A 20,209-nucleotide genomic window follows, 5' to 3' on the forward strand; every position below is an offset into this window, starting at 1 on the left:
CCACAAGAACAAGAGCTAATCGCGTTGCGTAAAGAGCTTAAACAACTCCGCATGGAAAACGATATTTTAAAGCAAGCAGCACTGATAATAGGACGAAAATCGCTATCCTAAAAGCAAATCGACATCGTTATAGCATAACAAAGCTATGTCAATATTTAGGATTATCAAGATATTATGCTTATTATCAGTGTAAATTGAATAGACAAAAATCAGTAGGGCTTTATGCCGATAAAATCGTGACGCTATTTAATCAGAGCTATCAGTCTTATGGTACAAGACGAATTCGTTTTGATTTACAAAAAGAGAATATTTGGGTGTCACGCCGTTACATTGCTCGGGTGATGAAAGCCTTATTGCTGGTATCAAAATACACCGTTAAACGTTATCAATCTCACAATACGGAAGTGAATGAAACCGCCACAGAAAATCACCTGCAACGACAATTTGATGTAGGTGATAAAAAACAAATTGTTGTTGCGGATTTAACGTATATTCAAGTTAAGCAACATTGGAACTATTTATGTGTTTTAGTGAACTTATCCGATAGGCAGATTGTCGGTTACCATGTTGGTCAACATAAAACAGCAGAGCTTGTTATGTCGGCATTAAGCCAAATTAAACTGCCATTATCGAAATTAGATTTATTTCATTCAGACCGCGGTAAAGAGTTTGATAATCGGTTATTAGCGGATTGTTTTAAGACATTTAATATCACGCATTCATTAAGCAAGAAAGGGTGTCCTTATGATAATGCGGTAGCGGAAGCGACATTTAAAACAATTAAAACGGAATTTGTAAAAGGCCAACGTTTCAACTCAACGGCTGAGTTACAACGCGCTTTTTCGGCTTATGCTTATTGGTATAATCATAAACGATTACATTCTTCGTTAGGCTACTTGCCTCCCGTTGAATTTAAAAAACACTTACCCCTTAATTTTTTTGTTTGAAAATGTGTTGCCATTCCATACTACGTTTATATATAAAAACAATAAAAATCAAATTGATAACATCAAGCGAATATTCTCTAGTTTGCTGCATCGTTTCATTTTTAAGTAAAGGTAAACCGTAGGTATCAGTCTGTCGTATTTCGCTCAGAGAGGTTTTATTATCGCGTTTAGCTTGCCGTCTTAATTTATCTTCAATCGATTTTTCGACTTTAACCAAACGTTTAATTCCATAACTGATGGTTTTATAACGTTCATTTTGACTGGTTAAAGGCAAAAACAGCTTCAATCGGGCTTTTTTAGTACGTTATAAATGGTAGGACAACTGACCATAAAGCGTTTAGCCAAATTGGTGACAGTTATTTTTCTTTTTGATATCAGCGCTCTATCGCTTGTCTGTGATAAGGCGTTAGTTTTGTTTTTTGTATATTCATTACAGTAGTTTCTCAAATTACTGTAAACAACGCGAAGAATTTCTACATATTAACTTATTATAAGTGTAAAAGCATTATTTCTAATTTTATCAAAAAAATAGAACTAGAAGATATTTCTGTCTAGTTAGAAGAATCGGTACATCAATAAGTAGAAAATTATATAAAATGAATTCATCTTTCACATCAAAAATAGTATGTAAAAGTTACTACTAAGTGCCTCATTTTAGGTATAATGATGGTTGTTATATAGATTTAGCGGAGCTATTTTGGTATGTGGGCTATATTTATTTATTAATAATTAATAAGTTATTTTTAAAGTAGAAGCCTAAGTTATCATAAATATCGTCCTTTTCTAGCGTTAATAGCTATCTATCTTTACCTTTCGATAATAATTAATGATATCAAAATAAGGCAACAAAATATTGTTTTTATCTATTAACGTTCAACAGTTAATTAGAGATTGATTGTTTTAAAATTTTAACCCAAATTTTGGGTAGTTGGCTTTTTATTTGACGATTATAGGCATTAAGATGAACTCATATTTATTACTTTTTTTTGCAATTATTTGTGAAGTTATTGCAACTTCTTCATTGAAACTATCCGATGGATTTACCAATCTTATCTATTCCATCATTACCATTGTGGGCTATAGTGCTTCGTTCTATTTACTTTCATTAGCATTAAAAACCATTCCTGTAGGTATTGCTTATGCTATCTGGTCTGGAATTGGAATAGTTTTAATAAGCTTAATTGCATGGATCTTTTTAAAACAAACTTTGGATCTTGCAGCTTTAGTTGGGATGGGGTTTATCATGTTTGGTGTTGTGATTATTAATTTATTTTCGAAGGTGTCAGGGCATTGATTAATAAAGTTACCTTCATAGTTAGCTTATAGACACAGATTTAAAATTTAATTGTATAAAAACATAAAGTTATTTACACTTCATGATTGAAATAGACTTTTAAAAACTCATAAAGCGTTGTAGCTTTTGTTGACAGTCTTTGTATCACTAAATATTTGTTGATTATGAGGCATTGCCATTAAAGTTCGTATCAGGCTTTCGGTTTTCCATTGATTTGGGCATAGATTGGTTTGGTAAATTTTTGATTGATACGCTGATTATTAAGCAGTTTAACTAAAACTAAACTGTAGAAATTTTTCACGTTGCTTATAGTAATTTGAGAAATAATGTAATAAATATCCATAAAAAACAAAACTAATGCCTAATTACAAACAGGCGATAAGGGTTGATATTACAAGAAAAATAGCCGTCGCTAATGAGGTTAAATGTTGGATCGGCTACACTAATTAGTACCAGTTTTATAAGGTCATTGTTATGATAAATTAAAAATAAAAGAAGGTAACAACAATGGCAACAGTGAATGCAGGATAAGGTTTGCCTGTTGCAATATTAAATAGAAATCAACTATCACTTTTAACTTACAAATACACAAAATCTAGAATGGGGTCTTATTTCTTTATGATATAGACGCCATATCCCTTGTCAGTGATAAAGCGTTAATTTTGTTGTTTATGTATATTTATTACACTCTTTCCTTTTTAATTTCAGTAAAAAATAAGTTACTCCTTGTGTTGATAGAAGATAGCATCAATCATGGCAACGCGACCATTCCAAGCTTGTTTTTCTTCTTTTCTTGAATCCTCAGGACAGCTAGATGACCACCATACTGAATCAATAATTCGTGCTATAATTTGTTCCCAATATGTTTCAAAGTCGATCTTTTGAGGTATACCAAAATCTTTGCATAATGCTGAGCGATTTTTCCCATCTAAACACACAAAGTAATCAGGGCGTTTCATTGCTAATAACCTACTTGCAATGCCAATCCCACATTTACCAGTAGGAAATGCCTGCTTGAATGTTTTAATAAATTGATTGTAGTGAGCTTCATTTACAGGACCTGTCAATGGTATACAATTAAGGGCATTTGATATGTTAGGATCATTATTATTTATTTTGCTATGAAATACTCCTGCACCAACCATGCTACCAAACCATTTCCACTTAATTTCTGAACCATCATCTATTAAGCCAGCCACTTGCTTTCGTTGTAATTTAGTAAAACTAGAGAAGATTTGTTTTTCTGTGAAGTAATTATTAATCTTTTGCAGAACCTTAATGCGTTCAGAAAATGAATCATCTTGTTTATCTATTGTACTACGTATTTTTTCATAATATTCATCCCATTGTAGTGAAAGAATATTTGACTTTATCATACTTTTTTTGCTTGTATATCCACCATAAACATTTCTTAGACTATCTAGTTTATTTTTATTTTTCTTCCATAAATTCGTATATTCAGTTATTTTTTCAGTCATTTCTTCTGCATATTCCCAATAACTATCAATGGTTTTCAATATGTCAGTAAATATCTTTTCAGAGCCTTGATCATTACTTGTGATATGAATCATTATTTCATCATTTTTTGTTAATGCTGCCTGTGTAAAATTAGCACTACCAATTAGACATTCCCAATTGCCATTTTCATCTGAAAATAAATACACTTTAGGGTGAAAAATTTTATCAGTTTTTAATATGAATTTTACATTACTATGGCTCGCAAAGTTTTTAATGAAATTTGGGTGAGTTTGATAAAAATGGGTTCCAACTACCATTTTATTTATGTATTTTTCATTGTCTAATAATTTAGATGCAGCGCTTGAATTCATTGATGCCCAAGCTGTGGCTATATAATAGTTGGTATATTTTTCCATTAATTCAACTAATTTATTATCAATATAAGCTGGTTTGGTAATAATTTTCATTCACTTTTCTCCAATTTAGCAAAATGAACTATGAGGTTTAATGTATCTAAGTAGCTAATAAATCATGTAGAGTTTTATTTTCTGCCTTTTGAATTATCTGATATTTGCCTGTTATATCTTCTTTTGATTAAAGTACACATCAATTTATTGTTTTACAGTTCACTTCAGACAGTTTGTTAAAACACTTATTGTTCTAGCTGAGCTACAATCTTAATAATTTCCGGCAAAATATCCAAAATCAAAGCTAATTGTTGCATAACTAACAGATCATTATTGGCTTTATCGTCATCTACTGAATTGGTTGAAATGGTTTCAATATAATCAATAACTGACTTTTTAACGGGGTGATATTCGCTGTCTATTTTCTTATCGCATAGAAGATTAATAATATAAACTGACAAATCATCAAACAACTCAAGTGTTTGTTTTGAAATACACTTATCGCGATGCGCACCTAAAGTTGAAAGATAACTAATCAATGTATGATTAAGCGTTAACAAACGAAATCCTTTATCAATAACAACAGGGTTCATATGAGGCTCTTTGGTCATCAAACTAATTAATGACGATAAATCGGCATTACTATCATGTGCAGCACGTCTTGCCAAACGGTACATTACATCATTAGTTTTACCAGTCAGATATTGACGACCAATTAATGCCAAATAATGACTATCATCATGGCAAACACGATCCACTAATTTAGGTAGATTTCTAAACTGCCAATCAGGCCAAATAAAGCTCACAGCAAACCCAGCAATAAAACAACCAATTAACGTTGCAATAATGCGTGAAGCCGCTACGGCAATACTGCTTTCACCAATCAAACTAAAACTAAAAAATACCAGCAACGTAATAAACGCAGTTGCATAAGCGTATTGCGAATTCTTAAATAGAAAAAATAGCCAACCAGTAATAATAATTAATACCAACTGCTCAGGTATACTTGGAAATAAAAATGTTAACGGAATTCCCACAATAATCCCTAAAATTGTCCCAATTACGCGTAATTTTAATCGGTGTTTTGTGGTGGAATAGTTTGGTTGGCATACAAATAAGCTAGTTAAAATAATCCAATATCCATGAGACAAATTAGAAACATAAATCACCATATACCCGACAAAAAATACAGCACACATACGAATTGCATGGCGAAATAGTGCTGACTTAACGGTCAAGTTACTTCTAATTTTAATAAAAATATCATGGAAACGAGTTAACTCTTCATCAATCAACTGATTATCTTCTTCTGCTTTTGGCAAATGTTGCTCGGTATCAATATTGGCAAGTAACAGATCGATTGACAACAAATTTTGATACAAACTTTTTAGAGCCTTAACCATTAGCATATTGGCATTGTCGCTAGTGTGATACTGATTAATTGCTTCTTCAAGATACGAAAAATAGCGCGAAAATAGCGGATCATGCTGATAAGTTTGATTTAACTTAATTGTCATTGCCAATTGCGCACAAGCTTTCGCTTGCAAATTTAAAATACGAGCAAATCTAAATAAAATATCACTATGTTTAAAATGCACACTAAGCGCTTGATAATGTCCATGCGCTGAACTTGCTCGCTCATGAATATCTTGCGCGACAAAATAATAGCTTAGTAACTTTCTAATATAAGCTTGTCCACGATAGCTTTTTAAACGATTAAATAGTGAACGTTTTGTATTGTTAAAAGCACTAATGAGTTGATTATTACTATTGTTTAATTGCAAAGTTTGTTTTTTAAACCCGTCAGACTCATCGGGATCAAACATCGCTGCCTTAGCGTCAAGATATTGTGCTAAATCAATAAAACACTGTGAAAGCGATTGTTGGGTTGTGCGAATGGGTTGGATGATCGATTCAATTAACGAAACAACATTATACCAAAGCGCACCTAACAACAAAAAACAAGGTAAGGTGTAATTATCGATAAACAAATTATGCCCAAGCATAGTATAGGCAGCAATTAAAAGTGATCCAAACGCAATCACACCGTAACGTTGCCCAAGCGAACCAAGCATAATAAAAATAAAAGTCGAAGATACTAAACCAATAATAAACAACACAGGATAATTAAATAGCAACTCGACCGAAAAGGTCGCAATAGCAAAACAGATCAACGTAAGAATTAAATTAATACAGTGACTTAATAAACGCGTATCGATCTCAGTCAAACCCGCTGCCACCACACCAAGCGTAAGGGGAATAACGAGTGAAGTTTGCCCAAAATACCACGGAACCAAAGTCGAACCAGTTAAACTAATTAACATTCGTAGACTAAAAAGAAGATTACTGCTGTAAAAGACTTTACGTAAAGTCAAAATGAATGTTTGCACGGTGTATTGGGTTTTGATTGAGTTGAAATGATAGCCAGTAGGATACTATATTGTAGAGCTTTGGGAAAGCATTGTTTATTTTTTGAGTATAAAAGAATTTTAAAAAACAAATAAAATCAATTAATTAAAAAATTACTTTGGGGGGCCTGTGTTTTTTATTTTAAGCACTTTTTTCATTAAAAAACAACCTAAGCGCTACTCAAAAATAGGTTAGTAAAGATATTGATTTTATTTTAACGGGTTTGTTTTGACTTCAAAACCCTTAGAACCCTTTTTTCACCGTTAATTTAAAATAAAATAAAATCAACAGGTTGAAAAAATCTCAAAAAAAGGGTTTTCAAAACTGAAATTGTTGTTTATCTTTATACAGCAAGATTTATAGAATCTTAATTTCTACTTTAACGCCGTACAGGCGGTTTAGAAAATTTGCTGTTCTGTTCACACGGCCAATAACCTCTTTAACGCCGTACAGGCGGTTTAGAAACTGTAACATGAATATGATTATTATCTGTGTCACTTTAACGCCGTACAGGCGGTTTAGAAAGCTTGAACGTGCCAGCTCGCCCACGTGTGTCTCTTTAACGCCGTACAGGCGGTTTAGAAACGTAGGTACTTCCGTCGGGGGGCGCTCATTGCCTTTAACGCCGTACAGGCGGTTTAGAAAAGACTTAAATTTTACAATAATATCTTCTCCCACTTTAACGCCGTACAGGCGGTTTAGAAAATTTCAAAAAAGACTTTTCTACACACATTTTCCTTTAACGCCGTACAGGTCGTTAATTCATATAAAATTAACTCGATAATTATAAAAACATAATAATAAGAGATTATTTTATTTGTCTTATTCCTGTGTCAGAATGCACCGACAACAGAGTGAGGTCAGCATGCCAAACAGAAAAGTTTAGCGAGGCTATGCTTTGTTAGGAACACATTTGAACATCTGAGTAAAGCGAAGATGGTCTTGAAAAGGTAAGTATTATGGATGATACAAATAATATTGGGGGATTTTGCACAAAATCCCCTTATTCAGACGCTATCACAGTAGCAATTTTTTACACCAAATGAATAAGATGTCCGAAAATACTGCCCCAATCAACTCCATCCACCAAAACAAGAACTCAATATCAGGCAAAAAATTGTTAGGGAAAACATTGATTTTATTTAATTTTTTATTTTATTGTTTTTTCTAAAAAACCAAATATTTCAATCATTTAAAGGTTTTCATAAAACTTAATCGAAGTCACACCTAAATAATTTTTACCAAAAATTCCCCAAAAAAACTAGCTAACTCTTTTTTAAATGGTTATACTTTAATCGCTATAGAAAAAAGCTTATTAAATAAGCGAGCAATTATAAAAAATCGAAATTAAACATGATTTTACTTGACAGGTGAACCATAATGCATTATCATTTCAGACACCAGCACTGGCAAACCTATGTCTTAAATTTATCAAATAACCTTATTCGCCGAGTTTTTACACGAAACTCATTTATATTATCGAAATTATCCCGAAAAAGCTTATTGGTATTGGGGCTGTTATTATTGTCATCTTCATGGAATGTACAGGCGAATGATAAAAAGGTTCGAGCGGGTAATCGTAGTGATGCAATAATTTTATCTTCAACACCACTTCCAGATCCACCGCCGCCACCACCACCGCCGCCACCACCACCACCGCCGCCACCACCACCACCGCCGCCGCCGCCGCCGCCAGTTATTGAATATGCAAGGCCGAATCTATATGTTGGTAACGGCAAATACGCAGGCCCAGCTGACATATGGAATCCTAAGAAGGGCTTCTTAGTTCGATCAACCAATCCTGAATCATACAACCTCAATTTCCCGACTACAGGTGCGGATAATTTATATTTTGATTTACTCATTACAGGAATAGATGTAAGAGAATTGACATGGAGAGCGGTCACGCATGAGGGAATTACTGCAACAGTGACAAATGTTGTACCCAATGATCACTGGATTCCTTATGAAGATAGGGGACAAGTTGTAGCACGTGTTAAGCTAACAGGTCCAGAAGTAAGAAATCAAAGGTTCAATCCTAATCGAATTACTGCACCAAGGTTACCGCAGAGGTTTGAGTTAGTGGGTAGAGATAAAAATGGTTATGAGTTAGTAAAATATGGATTTGTGTTGAAGAAGTGGTTCGTCAGTAGTGGGGCCGTAAGAAGACATTATAATGAACAGTCTGGATGGTGTTCTCATTTGGGGGGGAGTATGCCGGGAATAAAAGATTTAACCAATGCGAGGTGTGGTGTAAGAGGAGATAATTATTTCAGATGTATAAGAGTGAAATTGGGTAGAGAGCGTGTCATAATTAATAATGGTGCCGCCCCATTGTCAGAACATGGGGCATTACAACGTCAAATAGGCGCTGGATTTTTCACGGAGTGGGGCAACGTGAGTTCCTACGCTGGTGCGGGCTTCGACGGCAGCAGCTACTGGATTAGTGGCAGCCGATCAGGTGAAATTTGGATGGCCTCTGTCGACTCGGCAACCGGCGGCGTCAATCAGTGGCACGGTGATAACTTCGGCAGTAACGAGGGTCTTTGCAGCATCACCAGACCTTAGTTTTTAGCGTTTAGTTCTTAATCCTTAGGGCGCGGAAGGTGGTTATGGTGGGTGCCTGAAAGGATAATATAGACAAGAATAAAGCCTCGGCGCAAGTTGGGGCATTTTCCCTTAGGGTGGCGCAGTTGTGGCTAAACCACAATCGCGTGACCCTCCGCCGCTGGCGATGCCGAAACCATCGAACCTAACTTATTCTATCCATCAACCCAAAAAGGCATTATTTAGATAAAACAGGTGAAAATTATTGATTTTTTGTGTTTTTATTAAAAACCCCACATAAAAAAACAGCAGCCAAATAGCTGCTGTTTCTTGTACCTTTTACTATCATTTAATTGCTTTAGCCACAATTTGTTGGGCTTCTTGCTGTAGAGTATTTAAATGTTCGTTGCTTATAAAGCTTTCTGCATAGATTTTGTAAGCATCTTCTGTTCCTGATGGGCGAGCGGCAAACCAGCCGTTTTGGGTTATCACTTTAAGCCCACCAATTGCAGCGTTGTTAGCTGGTGCAGTGGTTAGGCATTGGGTGATTTTTTCACCTGCTAAGTTGTCGGTGGTTAGTTGGCTAGCATCAAGTTTGGCTAGTTTTTGTTTTTCATTAAACGAGGCCGGTGCTTGAATTCGTCCATAATAAGAAACGCCAAATTTTGCTTCAAGTTCTTGATATTGCTCTTGTGGGTTTTTGCCCACTTTTGCAGTCATTTCGGCAGCAAGTAGGCATAGGATTATGCCGTCTTTGTCGGTTGTCCAAACTTTGCCGTTGGTTCTTAAAAACGATGCGCCTGCGCTTTCTTCGCCGGCAAAGCCGAGTTTACCGTTGTATAGCCCATCAGCATACCATTTAAAACCAACAGGGTATTCTAGGTATTGTTTGTTTAGGCTATTTGCTACGCGGTCGATCATCGAGCTTGTAACTAGTGTTTTTCCAATAGCGATATCTTTGTGCCATTGTGGGCGGTATTGGAATAGGTAATTGACACAAGTTGATAGGTAAGCATTTGGGTTCATTAGCCCCTTTGGCGTTACAATGCCGTGGCGGTCAAAGTCGGTATCGTTACCAAAAGCTAAATCAAATTGATCTTTTAATGTTAACAATCCCGCCATTGCCCAACGGCTTGAGCAGTCCATTCGAATGATTTCATCATGATCGAGGTGCATAAAGCTGAATGTTGGGTCGACTTTGTTGTTAACAATGTTAAGATTAATGCCATATTTTTCGGCAATTCTAGGCCAATAAGTAATACCTGCACCACCAAGTGGGTCAACACCAATTTTTAGCGATGATGATTTGATCAGCGCTAGATCTAAGATGTTTTCAAGGTCGTTGATGTAGTCGGTTTCGTACTCTTTGGTATGAACGTAATTTGAATTTATAGCCTTGTCTAAGGTGACACGTTTTACACCATTGAGTTTATTTTTTAGTAATTCATTGGCACGGTTTTCAATTTGTTTGGTGATGTCGGTATCCGCAGGACCGCCATTAGTTGGATTATATTTTATTCCGCCATCTTCTGGTGGATTATGCGATGGAGTAATGACAATACCGTCGGCTAGTTGGGCTTGTTTACCTTGGTTGTAGGTTAAAATAGCATGCGATATTACAGGCGTTGGTGTATAGCCCCAATCTTTTGCGATAACAACGGTTTGCTCGTTGGCAACAAAAACTTCAAGTACTGATTTTAATGCAAGTTCTGATAGGGCATGAGTGTCTTGACCAATAAAGCATGGCCCTGTGATATTGTTGGTTTTGCGATATTCAGCAATAGCTTGTGCAACTGCTAATATGTGTGCTTCGTTGAATGTGCCTTTGTTTGAACTGCCTCGATGGCCCGATGTGCCAAATATGACTAGTTGGCTAGCGTTATCCGTATCAGGTTGAATTTGGTAGTAGCTATTGCGTAATGTTTCAACGTTAATGAGATCTGATGGTTGAGCTAACATTCCTGCGCGGTTTTGCTTGGCCATTTTTTTATCCTCTTTCATAAAATAGTCATTTTATAATAGCTAAAATGTGATCAGGTTCGTGTTGTCATGTTTTAGCTTTATTTGTTTATCCTGTTAAGGCAAGAAAGCGTTAGTAACTTGGTTTATCATGGTTTCAGATATGCCCATGTCACTCATTATTGATTCTATAATATACTGCTTTCTAGCAGTGTTGGTATTGCTAATTACCCAATAAGGTGTGCCAATGATTTCGCGGGGTTTGGTGTTTTTACCTGATGCTTCAAGAGCGAGTTTATCTTTGGCTAGGTATTGCCTTTTACTACCATGCAATGATGTTGCAGCAATGGCAAAAAGTGCTGGGTTATAGTTATATAATGCACTAAGCAATAATATAAAACGGCTGATAATGGATTTTTCGCTTATAAAGGTGTCGCTAGTTAATAAATCATTAAAAATAGGATAGTGATTTTCTTTTTTGACGATGGTGTTTTGTTTTGCCAAGGTTGATTGGTTTATGTTTAATAAACGTCGTAATATACTTGATGCATCTTCGCCAATGTGTTTGGTTTGACCAGCAATAAATTGGTATAATTCTTCGTCGATTTCTATCGTTTTCATTGTGTTACTTGTGCCTATTAAATTATTTTACGGGACATCCTGAAGCAGGAATTTTGTTAAGATGCGAATCATTTGTTGATTCATTATTTAAACAATCATTTGATGGTTGTTTAAATTCAATGCTCTCGATTTTTTGAGGTGCTTGATTTGCATCGTGACAAGCCGTTATCATAACCGATAATATTAATTGAAAAAATAACCGTTTCATATATTCATTGTACGCTCAATAAACTATTGCGCTGAGTATAACCTAACTTAAGCATAAATTGTATTGGCTATTGATAAAATAATGAAAATGCTATTGTCGTTTTTTCTTAATAAGATTATTCTAAACAAGGTATAATAATAAGATACCGATATTATATGAGGAATTAATTATGAAAAAAATCGTCACACTAACTATTTTAGCTGCAATTTTATCTGGATGTAGCAATAGTGATATCTATTCTGGCGATGTTTATACAGCTGATCAAGCCAAACAAGTTCAGCAAGTGAGTTATGGTACAGTTGTTTCAGTACGACCTGTTAAAATTCAAGCTAATAACACAAATGGTAAAAACGAAAATATCGTAGGTAGCTTAGGTGGTGCTGTTTTAGGTGGTGTTTTAGGTAATACTGTTGGTAATGGTTCTGGTCGAGTATTAGCGACAGCAACCGGTGCTATTGGCGGTGCAATTTTGGGTGATGTAATTCAAGATAAAACTAGCCAAGCAAGTGCTGTTGAGCTAGAAATCAAACAAGAAAATGGATCAAATATTGTGCTTGTACAAAAAGGTTCAGCTAAAGATTTTTTTGCAGGTCAGGCAGTTCGTTTAGTTACTAATGGTAAGCAAATTAGTGCTTCTCCACGTTATAGCAATCAATCAAGATAACCGCCAATCAAAATAATAAATCAAAAGATAACACTTAATTTTGCTCACTTTGATAGTGAGCAAAATAGTTATTTAGGTATATGGTATTAGCTTTTTATTAATCATCATAAAATATCCAATCAATAACAAAAATTTGCCTGCTTAAGCACTAATGTATAAACTCAACAAAAATTTTATTTATTCTATTAAAGGAACAGTAAGCCGATGCGTATTTTGCATACTATGATTCGAGTTGGTGATTTGCAACGTTCGATCGATTTTTATACCCGTGTAATGGGCATGCGAGTGCTAAGAACCAGTGAAAACACACAATATAAATATTCATTAGCCTTTGTTGGTTATAGCGATGAGACAACAAGCTCAGTGATTGAGTTAACTTATAATTGGGATACCGATAAATATGATCATGGAACAGCGTTTGGCCATATTGCGATTGGTGTTGATAATGTAGCGAAAATGTGTGATGCGGTTAAGCAAGCAGGAGGCAAAGTAACACGCGAAGCAGGGCCAGTAAAAGGTGGTTCAACGATCATTGCTTTTGTTGAAGATCCTGATGGCTATAAATTAGAGTTAATTCAAAACGATCAGGCTGATCAAGCTTTAGGAAATTAAAGGCTTTTTTATAATATCGCCGATTAAAATTTCGGCGATATTATAGATGTTTTAATTAAAATCATTATGTAATAAATCTTTTAATAATTGTGAATGAATGATGGTCTGTTTTGCCTGCTCTAAGCTAGCAGCAGTAATAATTGCACTTAAGGCATTTAATGAAGTATCAAAATCATCATTGATAATGACATAGTCATATTCATCATAATGCGAAATTTCGGCTTGTGCTTTTTGCATTCTTTTAGCTATGACGCTGCTGTTGTCTTGCCCGCGTTTTATTAGGCGGTTTTCTAATTCTTTTAGTGATGGTGGTAATATAAAAATGCTTTTTGCTTGAGGCATTTTTTGGCGTACTTGCCTTGCACCCTGCCAATCAATATCTAAAAAAACATTAATTCCTTGTAATAGGCTTTGTTCTATTTCAGCTTTAGATGTGCCGTAATAGTGGTCAAATACGTTGGCATATTCTACAAATGAGTTTTTATCAATTAAGGATTCAAAGTGTTTGTGATCCACAAAATAATAATGTTCGCCATGTGATTCACCTGGTCGTGGCTGGCGAGTTGTATGTGAAATTGATACTTTTGCTTGTTGTGGATTTTGGTTTAAATAAGCTCGAATAAGGCTTGATTTTCCTGCACCACTTGGTGCTGAGATAATAAATAAAGTTCCTGTATACATAGATATGTTTGCCACGTTAGTTGCTATTGAGTTATTTTGTTATTTTGTTATCATTAATGTAAGTTAGGCGATATTATAGCAAAATTTGACAAAAGATTGCGGTTTATTGTGGGTTAATTGGGAATTTAATACTTAATATTTAGGTTATTCAAGAGCTGTATTATCGGTTTGCAATATCTAAAATATTAATTTATAAAGTCACATATTATTATCGTTAAGGAATGATTATGTCTTTGGCTTTTAAAGATGGGGTTTATGCTTGTATTCCAACTTTATTAGGTTACATTGGTATTGGCATTGCTGCAGGTGTTGTAGGGAAGTCAGCAAATTTATCCGTACTTGAAATTACATTATTGGCTGTTATTGTTTATGCGGGTACCGCACAGTTTATTATTGCAGGTTTGATGATGGTGGCTACGCCTGTTTCAGCCATTATTTTTACGATTTTTTTAGTTAACTCTCGTCATTTTTTAATGAGTATGGCAACGGCACCTGCTTTTCGTAAATTTTCATTTTTTAATAATATGGCTATTGGTAGCTTATTAACTGATGAAAGTTTTGCCGTTGTCATGAGTGCTATAACCAATAAAGTGCCCGTTAATGTCGCTTGGATGCATGGGCTTAATGTAACGGCTTATTTGGCTTGGATTGTATCTTGTTTTTTAGGTGCAGTCATTGGTGAATGGCTGCCCGATCCTAACTTATTTGGTTTTGATTACGCCTTGGTTGCCATGTTTATTGGTTTACTTTATTTGCAATTAATTGGTGATAAAAGTAAAAGCCTTAAAAATCGACTATTAGTGATGTTAACCGTTGCTCTTATGCTGATTTTATTAATGCGCTTTGTGTCACCTGAAATGGCAATTTTAATTAGCACTTTTGGTGGTTGTTTTATGGGAATGGCAATGGAGCGTGATGCGTGACAATTTATAGTTTATTAATTATTTTAGGTTGTGGTTTAGTCACTTGGTTGCCAAGAGTAATTCCTTTTATGCTGGTTCGAAAGTTGCAATTACCAAATGTGGTAATTCGTTTTTTGTCGTATGTGCCTTTGTGTATTTTAACAGCGCTATTTGTGCAAAATTTATTTGTGGTAAAAGAGGGGCAGTTTCCTGATTTTCATGTAGAATATTGCTTGGCATCTATTCCAACTGTTATTGTCGCAGTGGTCACTAAAAGCTTAATGTGTATTGTAGTTGCAGGGATGTGTTTTATGGCCTTGATTCGTTATTTTATTATATAATTCGAATTTATTAATAATTGATTTTTAATAAAAAATATTCCTGAGCGAGTTCTTTGTCATCAATCTTAAGACGCATTGTTAATGCGCCCTATTTATTTTTATAACTAGCAAAAAAACTATTGATTTATAGGTAGCACATCTAAAATTAGACCATCCACAGCAATAATTTCAACACGCTGCCCAACATTAAGATCTTCAACGCATCTTGCCGACCATGTTCCATCTTTGATTTTTACTCGACCTGAGCCATTAACAATAGCATCTGTGACAACTGTTTTAATACCAATTAAATCTTGTTGTGGCTGATTGATTTCGCCTTTACTTGATTTATCTTTACCTTGCTTTTTGAGCCAAAGCCACCAAAGATAAGCAGATACAAGCGTTAGAATTGCAAATAAAATCCATAAAATTGGCCAAGAAAGAGGTAAAATCCAAGCAATTAAACCAACAATAATGGCAGCTATCCCACTCCAAAGCCCGTATCCGCCAGTACCAAGTAATTCTATAATCAGCAAAATACCGCCTAAAGCAATAAATACCCAATGGGGTGAACTATAGAAAACCATAAAAAAATCAGTCATTATTGATTACCTTTATAATACATTCAGTAAAAATCTTAAACATAGCGTTTATAGATTTTGTTAAAAAGTTTCAGGAAACACTATGTTTAAGTATAAAAATTGATTTTTTATTTCGTGTTTTTAATCAACTCAGCAATACCGCCAATACTACCCATTAAACTTGACGCATCAAGTGGCATCATAATCACTTTACTATTATCCGATGAACCAATTTGTTGTAATGCTTCAGTATATTTTTGGGCAACAAAGTAGTTAATAGCATTAATATTACCTGCAGCAATAGCATCGGATACCATTTGAGTTGCTCTTGCTTCTGCCTCGGCAGCACGTTCACGCGCTTCGGCTTGTAAAAAGGCAGATTGTCTTTCACCTTCCGCTTTTAAAATTTCAGATTGTTTTTCACCTTCAGAGCGTAAAATCGCTGCTTGACGAACACCTTCTGCTTCAAGAATTTCGGCACGTTTATTACGTTCTGCTTTCATTTGCGCATTCATCGCAGCAATCAATTCTGCTGGTGGGCGAACATCTCGAATTTCGATACGGGTAATTTTGATTCCCCATGGACTTGTTGCCTCATCGACAATACTTAGTAACTTAGAGTTAATATGATCACGTTGTGATAACATTTCATCCAATTCCATGCTACCTAAAACAGTACGAATATTAGTCATCATTAAATTAATGACAGCACGCTCTAATTGATTGACTTGATATGCAGCCCTTGCTGCTTCTTGTACTTGGATAAAGCAAACAGCATCAATTTGCACATTAGCATTATCTTTTGAAATGACTTCTTGTGATGGAATATCGAGTACTTGCTCCATCATATTAATTTTACGACCAACACCATCCATAAACGGAATAATGATATTTAAACCGGGTTCAAGGGTATGGGTATATTTACCAAAACGTTCGATAGTATATTGATAACCTTGGGGAACAATTGTAATTGCCTTTAAGACAGTAATTAACGCAAGCAAAACAATAACACCAATGACGATATAAAATACTGGCATAGTTCAAAAATCCTTATAATTTTTTATAATAAAAATGAGTCAACCATTTTATAGATTATTAAATTTTTTGCCTAGTTATAAATGCGAAGTTTGTTTTTAAAAATAAATAATCCCTTGACAGTGTGCTAGTAAACTAGTTTAATAGTACAAAATTTATTTTTAATCGATAAAAATTATGAAAGCACAATATTTACATCTTATTACTCGTCAATTCACCAGCTTTGGTTGGTGGTGCGTTACCTTTTGCGGGTGATGTAATGATGTATTGTCTTTTTTACACAACCCGCTTTATGCGGGTTTTTTAGTTTTTTGGATGTTAAACGAATCAGCTAAATAAAAATTTAAATGTAGAGAGCCAACAATGAATAAGCCGACATTAACACAAATAACCCAAACCATCGGTTATTATCAAGATCCAACTCAAGTGTTTTATCAATTGTGCGATAGTAAACCGGCAACGTTGTTACTAGAATCAGCCGAAATTGATAATAAGCAAGGAATTAAAAGTGTCATGATTGTCGATAGTGCATTACGTATTTCGGCAATAAATAATGAAGTGACTTTTAAGGCATTGACCACAAATGGTGAAAAGCTATTACCTTTATTACAACAGGCTTTTACAGACAAGTTAGATAATGTACAAGTGGATGAACAAACACTTAAATTGGTATTTCCCACTATTGATAGTATGCAAGATGAAGATTCAAGATTAAAGTCGCTATCAGTTTTTGATGCATTACGCACATTATTGACTATTGTGAATATCCCTGAACAATGTGGTCAAGATGCGATTTTTGTTGGTGGGCTATTTTGTTACGACCTTGTCGCTGGATTTGAAAACTTACCTAATTTACCTACAGAGCAGCGTTGTCAAGATTTCTGTTTTTATTTAGCTGAAACAATATTAGAAATAAATCATAAAGATCATAAATCCATTTTAAAAACGACGGTTTTCACTTCTGATTTAAAAGAAACTGAGCGCTTAACACAACGGTTAGCTAATTTACAAGCAACATTAAATAGCCCAATGAAAGCCATTCATACTCAGTCCCTTGCTAATATCGATGTGACATGTAATAAAAGTGATGATGATTTCAATACAGTTATCAAAAAAATGCAAGATGCAATTGAGCAGGGGGAAATTTTTCAAGCAGTACCTTCACGGCGTTTTAAATTACCTTGCCCTGAGCCATTATCGGCTTATCAGGTATTAAAAAACAATAATCCAAGCCCTTACATGTTTTATATGCAAGATAGTGATTTTGTGTTATTTGGAGCCTCACCTGAAAGTGCACTTAAGTATACTAAAGCAACTAATCAAGTTGAAATCTACCCAATTGCCGGTACTCGTCCACGTGGATTAACCACAAATGGTGAAATTGATTTTGATTTAGATAGTAGGTTAGAACTTGAAATGCGCACCGATAAAAAAGAACTAGCCGAACACTTAATGTTAGTTGATTTAGCACGCAACGATTTAGCGCGTATCTGTAAACCCGGTACCCGTTATACCAAAGATTTGTTAAAAGTGGATCGTTACTCTTTTGTGATGCATTTAGTTTCGCGTGTGGTTGGTCAGTTACGCAGTGATTTAGATGCGCTTCATGCTTATCAAGCCACTATGAATATGGGAACATTAACAGGAGCACCCAAAGTTCGTGCGATGCAATTAATTGCTGAATCAGAAAAAGTTAAACGTGGTAGCTATGGTGGTGCTGTTGGCTATTTTACCGCGAATGGCGATCTTGATACCTGTATTGTGATTCGAAGTGCCTATGTCGAAGATGGCATAGCGACAGTACAAGCTGGCAGTGGTGTGGTGCTAGATTCAAAGCCACAATCAGAATCTGATGAATCACGTAATAAAGCACGTGCAGTTATTCGAGCTATCATGGCAGCGCATAATGTAGAAGGTGTATTCTAATGGCTAATATCTTATTTATTGATAATATTGATTCTTTTACTTATAACTTGGTCGATCAATTACGTAATAGTAAGCATTGTGTGACGATTTATCGAAATACTATCCCTGCAAATGTAATTATTGAAAAATTGTCACAAATGCAAAACCCTATTTTAATGTTATCACCAGGTCCAGGAGCGCCAAGTGACGCTGGATGCATGCCAGAACTGTTAAAACGTTTAAAAGGTAAATTGCCTATTATTGGTATCTGCCTTGGTTATCAAGCTATTGTGGAATCCTATGGTGGAGCGATTGTGCCAGCTGGCGATATTTTGCATGGTAAGGCATCTTTAATTGAGCATGATGAGCAAGCGATGTTTAAAGGATTACCAAATCCGCTACCGGTGGCTCGTTATCACTCTTTAAAAGGTGAAAATATTCCAAAAACACTAACCATCAATGCGCTTTGCAATAATATTGTAATGGCAGTTCGTAATGATGAGGATCGAGTTTGTGGTTTTCAATTTCATCCAGAATCTATATTAACCATTCAAGGTGTAGAATTATTAGAACAAACTATTAAATGGGCACTAAATCCTCCACAAAAACAAGAGAAGCCAAAACAGGAAGCTATTGTTGATAAGCAAGAGTATAATATTCAACCTATTGTTAATAAATTATATTTAGGGCAAACCCTTACACAAGAGGAAAGTAAAATACTATTTAATTTAATTATTCAAGGTAAGATTGAACCAACTGTATTGGCTACCGCAATAATTAGTATGAAAGTTCGTGGTGAAAAACCGGATGAAATAGCAGGGGCAGCTTTAGCATTGCTTGAGAATGCCGATCATTTTGATTCTCCAGATTATGATTTTACTGATATTGTTGGTACTGGGGGGGATGGCACCAATAGCATTAACATCTCAACAGCTAGTGCTTTTGTGGCTGCAGCATTGGGTTATAAAGTGGCTAAACATGGTAATCGTGGTGTATCAAGTAAATCAGGCTCTTCCGATGTGCTTTCTGCCTTAGGCATTAAATTAAATATGTCAGCACAAACATCTCGTCAGGCATTAGATGAACTTGGTGTGTGCTTCTTATTTGCCCAGCAATATCATTCAGGTTTTCGCCATGCAGCACCAATACGCCAACAATTAAAAACTCGGACCATTTTTAATGTGTTAGGACCATTGATTAATCCATCTCGTCCTAAACGTATTTTATTAGGCGTGTATCATCCAGATTTGATCCAACCGATTGCTGAAACATTAAAAATGCTTAATTATAAACATGCTTATGTGGTGCATGGTGCAGGAATGGACGAAGTTGCTATTCATGGTAAAACTGACGTTGCTGAAGTTAAAGATGGTGAAATTCGTTATTTTACGCTTAAACCTGACGATTTTGGCTTGCCAACATTTACCTTAAAAGATATTGAAGGGGGTACACCTGAGCAGAATCGTGATATGTTAATTGCCATTTTACAAGGTCACGGAAAACCAGCACACCAATCAGCAATTGCCGCTAATGTTGCGATGTTAATGAGCTTATTTGGCGAGTCAAATTTAAAACAAAATGCACAACGGGCAATTGAAATGATGCAAAGTGGTAAACCTTATGCATTATTACAACAACTAGCAGCAAGATAACAAGTGG

The 20,209-nt window shown here is 35.2% G+C and carries 18 protein-coding genes, 1 pseudogene and 1 CRISPR repeat array; of the genes and pseudogenes, 9 read left to right on the forward strand and 10 right to left on the reverse strand.

Features of this window, described 5'->3' with window-relative positions; translation table 11 throughout:
• Nucleotides 1-95 precede the first annotated feature (95 nt).
• A pseudogene (locus A9G35_RS03140) lies at nucleotides 96-947 on the forward strand (IS3 family transposase); the annotation flags it as partial.
• On the opposite strand, the gene A9G35_RS03145 reads toward A9G35_RS03140, so the two are convergent.
• Entirely contained in the window at nucleotides 931-1,233 is a 303-nt protein-coding gene (locus tag A9G35_RS03145) for a hypothetical protein (RefSeq protein WP_141673750.1), read from the reverse strand. The pseudogene A9G35_RS03140 and the gene A9G35_RS03145 overlap by 17 nt on opposite strands.
• Nucleotides 1,234-1,908: 675 nt before the next feature.
• Here A9G35_RS03145 and A9G35_RS03150 point away from each other — a divergent pair.
• Nucleotides 1,909-2,241, forward strand: coding sequence for a DMT family transporter (locus tag A9G35_RS03150; protein ID WP_065635643.1), 333 nt, complete (start codon nucleotides 1,909-1,911; stop codon nucleotides 2,239-2,241).
• Nucleotides 2,242-2,960: 719 nt separating this feature from the next.
• Here A9G35_RS03150 and A9G35_RS03155 read toward each other — a convergent pair.
• The 3 genes from A9G35_RS03155 to A9G35_RS13375 all read right to left on the reverse strand — a co-directional run bounded on the left by A9G35_RS03155 (nucleotide 2,961) and on the right by A9G35_RS13375 (nucleotide 8,275).
• Nucleotides 2,961-4,166, reverse strand: a complete 1,206-nt coding sequence (locus tag A9G35_RS03155; protein ID WP_065635644.1) for a phospholipase D family protein — start codon at nucleotides 4,164-4,166, stop codon at nucleotides 2,961-2,963.
• 185 nt (nucleotides 4,167-4,351) lie between these two features.
• Nucleotides 4,352-6,496 carry a YccS family putative transporter gene (gene yccS / locus A9G35_RS03160; protein ID WP_065635645.1) on the reverse strand — a complete coding sequence of 715 codons (2,145 nt, stop codon included), beginning with the start codon at nucleotides 6,494-6,496 and terminating at the stop codon, nucleotides 4,352-4,354.
• Nucleotides 6,497-6,892: 396 nt separating this feature from the next.
• Nucleotides 6,893-7,220: a CRISPR direct-repeat array (repeat unit 28 nt; unit sequence CTTTAACGCCGTACAGGCGGTTTAGAAA).
• 710 nt (nucleotides 7,221-7,930) lie between these two features.
• Nucleotides 7,931-8,275, reverse strand: a complete 345-nt coding sequence (locus A9G35_RS13375) for a hypothetical protein (RefSeq protein WP_065635646.1) — start codon at nucleotides 8,273-8,275, stop codon at nucleotides 7,931-7,933.
• Between the two features lie 169 nt (nucleotides 8,276-8,444).
• Between A9G35_RS13375 and A9G35_RS13380 the strand changes: the two genes are divergently transcribed.
• Complete coding sequence (locus tag A9G35_RS13380) at nucleotides 8,445-9,083, forward strand: hypothetical protein (protein WP_176701375.1); 639 nt, start codon at nucleotides 8,445-8,447, stop codon at nucleotides 9,081-9,083.
• A gap of 324 nt (nucleotides 9,084-9,407) precedes the next feature.
• On the opposite strand, the gene pgm is transcribed toward A9G35_RS13380, so the two are convergent.
• The 3 genes from pgm to A9G35_RS03185 all read right to left on the reverse strand — a co-directional run bounded on the left by pgm (nucleotide 9,408) and on the right by A9G35_RS03185 (nucleotide 11,850).
• Nucleotides 9,408-11,045, reverse strand: coding sequence for a phosphoglucomutase (alpha-D-glucose-1,6-bisphosphate-dependent) (pgm, locus tag A9G35_RS03175; RefSeq protein ID WP_065635648.1), 1,638 nt, complete (start codon nucleotides 11,043-11,045; stop codon nucleotides 9,408-9,410).
• Nucleotides 11,046-11,138: 93 nt separating this feature from the next.
• Nucleotides 11,139-11,642, reverse strand: a complete 504-nt coding sequence (locus A9G35_RS03180) for a hypothetical protein (protein WP_065635649.1) — start codon at nucleotides 11,640-11,642, stop codon at nucleotides 11,139-11,141.
• A gap of 22 nt (nucleotides 11,643-11,664) precedes the next feature.
• The gene (locus A9G35_RS03185; protein ID WP_065635650.1) at nucleotides 11,665-11,850 is read right to left on the reverse strand and encodes a hypothetical protein; all 186 of its coding nucleotides are present in this window, start codon (nucleotides 11,848-11,850) and stop codon (nucleotides 11,665-11,667) included.
• A gap of 166 nt (nucleotides 11,851-12,016) precedes the next feature.
• Between A9G35_RS03185 and A9G35_RS03190 the strand changes: the two genes are divergently transcribed.
• Both A9G35_RS03190 and gloA read left to right on the forward strand, forming a co-directional pair.
• Nucleotides 12,017-12,514, forward strand: coding sequence for a glycine zipper 2TM domain-containing protein (locus A9G35_RS03190; RefSeq protein ID WP_065635651.1), 498 nt, complete (start codon nucleotides 12,017-12,019; stop codon nucleotides 12,512-12,514).
• 204 nt (nucleotides 12,515-12,718) lie between these two features.
• The gene (gene gloA, locus A9G35_RS03195) at nucleotides 12,719-13,126 is read left to right on the forward strand and encodes a lactoylglutathione lyase (RefSeq protein WP_065635652.1); all 408 of its coding nucleotides are present in this window, start codon (nucleotides 12,719-12,721) and stop codon (nucleotides 13,124-13,126) included.
• A gap of 51 nt (nucleotides 13,127-13,177) precedes the next feature.
• Here the strand turns inward: gloA and gmk are convergent, their stop codons facing one another.
• The gene (gene gmk / locus A9G35_RS03200) at nucleotides 13,178-13,807 is read right to left on the reverse strand and encodes a guanylate kinase (protein WP_065635653.1); all 630 of its coding nucleotides are present in this window, start codon (nucleotides 13,805-13,807) and stop codon (nucleotides 13,178-13,180) included.
• A gap of 227 nt (nucleotides 13,808-14,034) precedes the next feature.
• Between gmk and A9G35_RS03205 the strand changes: the two genes are divergently transcribed.
• Entirely contained in the window at nucleotides 14,035-14,730 is a 696-nt protein-coding gene (locus A9G35_RS03205) for an AzlC family ABC transporter permease (protein ID WP_218057187.1), read from the forward strand.
• Entirely contained in the window at nucleotides 14,727-15,050 is a 324-nt protein-coding gene (locus A9G35_RS03210) for an AzlD domain-containing protein (RefSeq protein WP_065635655.1), read from the forward strand. Before A9G35_RS03205 ends, A9G35_RS03210 begins: the two co-directional genes overlap by 4 nt.
• Nucleotides 15,051-15,166: 116 nt before the next feature.
• Here the strand turns inward: A9G35_RS03210 and A9G35_RS03215 are convergent, their stop codons facing one another.
• Both A9G35_RS03215 and A9G35_RS03220 read right to left on the reverse strand, forming a co-directional pair.
• Entirely contained in the window at nucleotides 15,167-15,631 is a 465-nt protein-coding gene (locus A9G35_RS03215) for an NfeD family protein (RefSeq protein ID WP_065560179.1), read from the reverse strand.
• Nucleotides 15,632-15,738: 107 nt separating this feature from the next.
• Nucleotides 15,739-16,647, reverse strand: coding sequence for an SPFH domain-containing protein (locus A9G35_RS03220; protein WP_034910684.1), 909 nt, complete (start codon nucleotides 16,645-16,647; stop codon nucleotides 15,739-15,741).
• A 361-nt stretch (nucleotides 16,648-17,008) separates the two neighbouring features.
• Here A9G35_RS03220 and A9G35_RS03225 point away from each other — a divergent pair, with 361 nt between their 5' ends.
• On the forward strand, nucleotides 17,009-18,571 hold the full coding sequence (locus A9G35_RS03225) for an anthranilate synthase component 1 (protein WP_065635656.1): 1,563 nt from the start codon (nucleotides 17,009-17,011) through the stop codon (nucleotides 18,569-18,571).
• On the forward strand, nucleotides 18,571-20,202 hold the full coding sequence (gene trpD, locus A9G35_RS03230) for a bifunctional anthranilate synthase glutamate amidotransferase component TrpG/anthranilate phosphoribosyltransferase TrpD (protein WP_065635657.1): 1,632 nt from the start codon (nucleotides 18,571-18,573) through the stop codon (nucleotides 20,200-20,202). Before A9G35_RS03225 ends, trpD begins: the two co-directional genes overlap by 1 nt.
• The last annotated feature ends 7 nt before the right edge of the window (nucleotides 20,203-20,209 follow it).

This window comes from Gilliamella sp. Choc5-1, from assembly GCF_001690595.1.
Classification (GTDB): domain Bacteria; phylum Pseudomonadota; class Gammaproteobacteria; order Enterobacterales; family Orbaceae; genus Gilliamella; species Gilliamella apicola_M.

What these genes read in the sequence shown, in the direction of transcription:
- A9G35_RS03215 (WP_065560179.1), bottom strand. Translation starts at nt 15,631, where the DNA reads ATGACTGATTTTTTTATGGTTTTCTATAGTTCACCCCATTGGGTATTT.
- pgm (WP_065635648.1), bottom strand. Translation starts at nt 11,045, where the DNA reads ATGGCCAAGCAAAACCGCGCAGGAATGTTAGCTCAACCATCAGATCTC.
- A9G35_RS03180 (WP_065635649.1), bottom strand. Translation starts at nt 11,642, where the DNA reads ATGAAAACGATAGAAATCGACGAAGAATTATACCAATTTATTGCTGGT.
- trpD (WP_065635657.1), top strand. Translation starts at nt 18,571, where the DNA reads ATGGCTAATATCTTATTTATTGATAATATTGATTCTTTTACTTATAAC.
- gmk (WP_065635653.1), bottom strand. Translation starts at nt 13,807, where the DNA reads ATGTATACAGGAACTTTATTTATTATCTCAGCACCAAGTGGTGCAGGA.
- A9G35_RS03185 (WP_065635650.1), bottom strand. Translation starts at nt 11,850, where the DNA reads ATGAAACGGTTATTTTTTCAATTAATATTATCGGTTATGATAACGGCT.
- A9G35_RS03155 (WP_065635644.1), bottom strand. Translation starts at nt 4,166, where the DNA reads ATGAAAATTATTACCAAACCAGCTTATATTGATAATAAATTAGTTGAA.
- A9G35_RS13375 (WP_065635646.1), bottom strand. Translation starts at nt 8,275, where the DNA reads ATGTCAGCTGGGCCTGCGTATTTGCCGTTACCAACATATAGATTCGGC.
- A9G35_RS03150 (WP_065635643.1), top strand. Translation starts at nt 1,909, where the DNA reads ATGAACTCATATTTATTACTTTTTTTTGCAATTATTTGTGAAGTTATT.
- A9G35_RS03225 (WP_065635656.1), top strand. Translation starts at nt 17,009, where the DNA reads ATGAATAAGCCGACATTAACACAAATAACCCAAACCATCGGTTATTAT.
- A9G35_RS03220 (WP_034910684.1), bottom strand. Translation starts at nt 16,647, where the DNA reads ATGCCAGTATTTTATATCGTCATTGGTGTTATTGTTTTGCTTGCGTTA.
- A9G35_RS03205 (WP_218057187.1), top strand. Translation starts at nt 14,035, where the DNA reads ATGTCTTTGGCTTTTAAAGATGGGGTTTATGCTTGTATTCCAACTTTA.
- gloA (WP_065635652.1), top strand. Translation starts at nt 12,719, where the DNA reads ATGCGTATTTTGCATACTATGATTCGAGTTGGTGATTTGCAACGTTCG.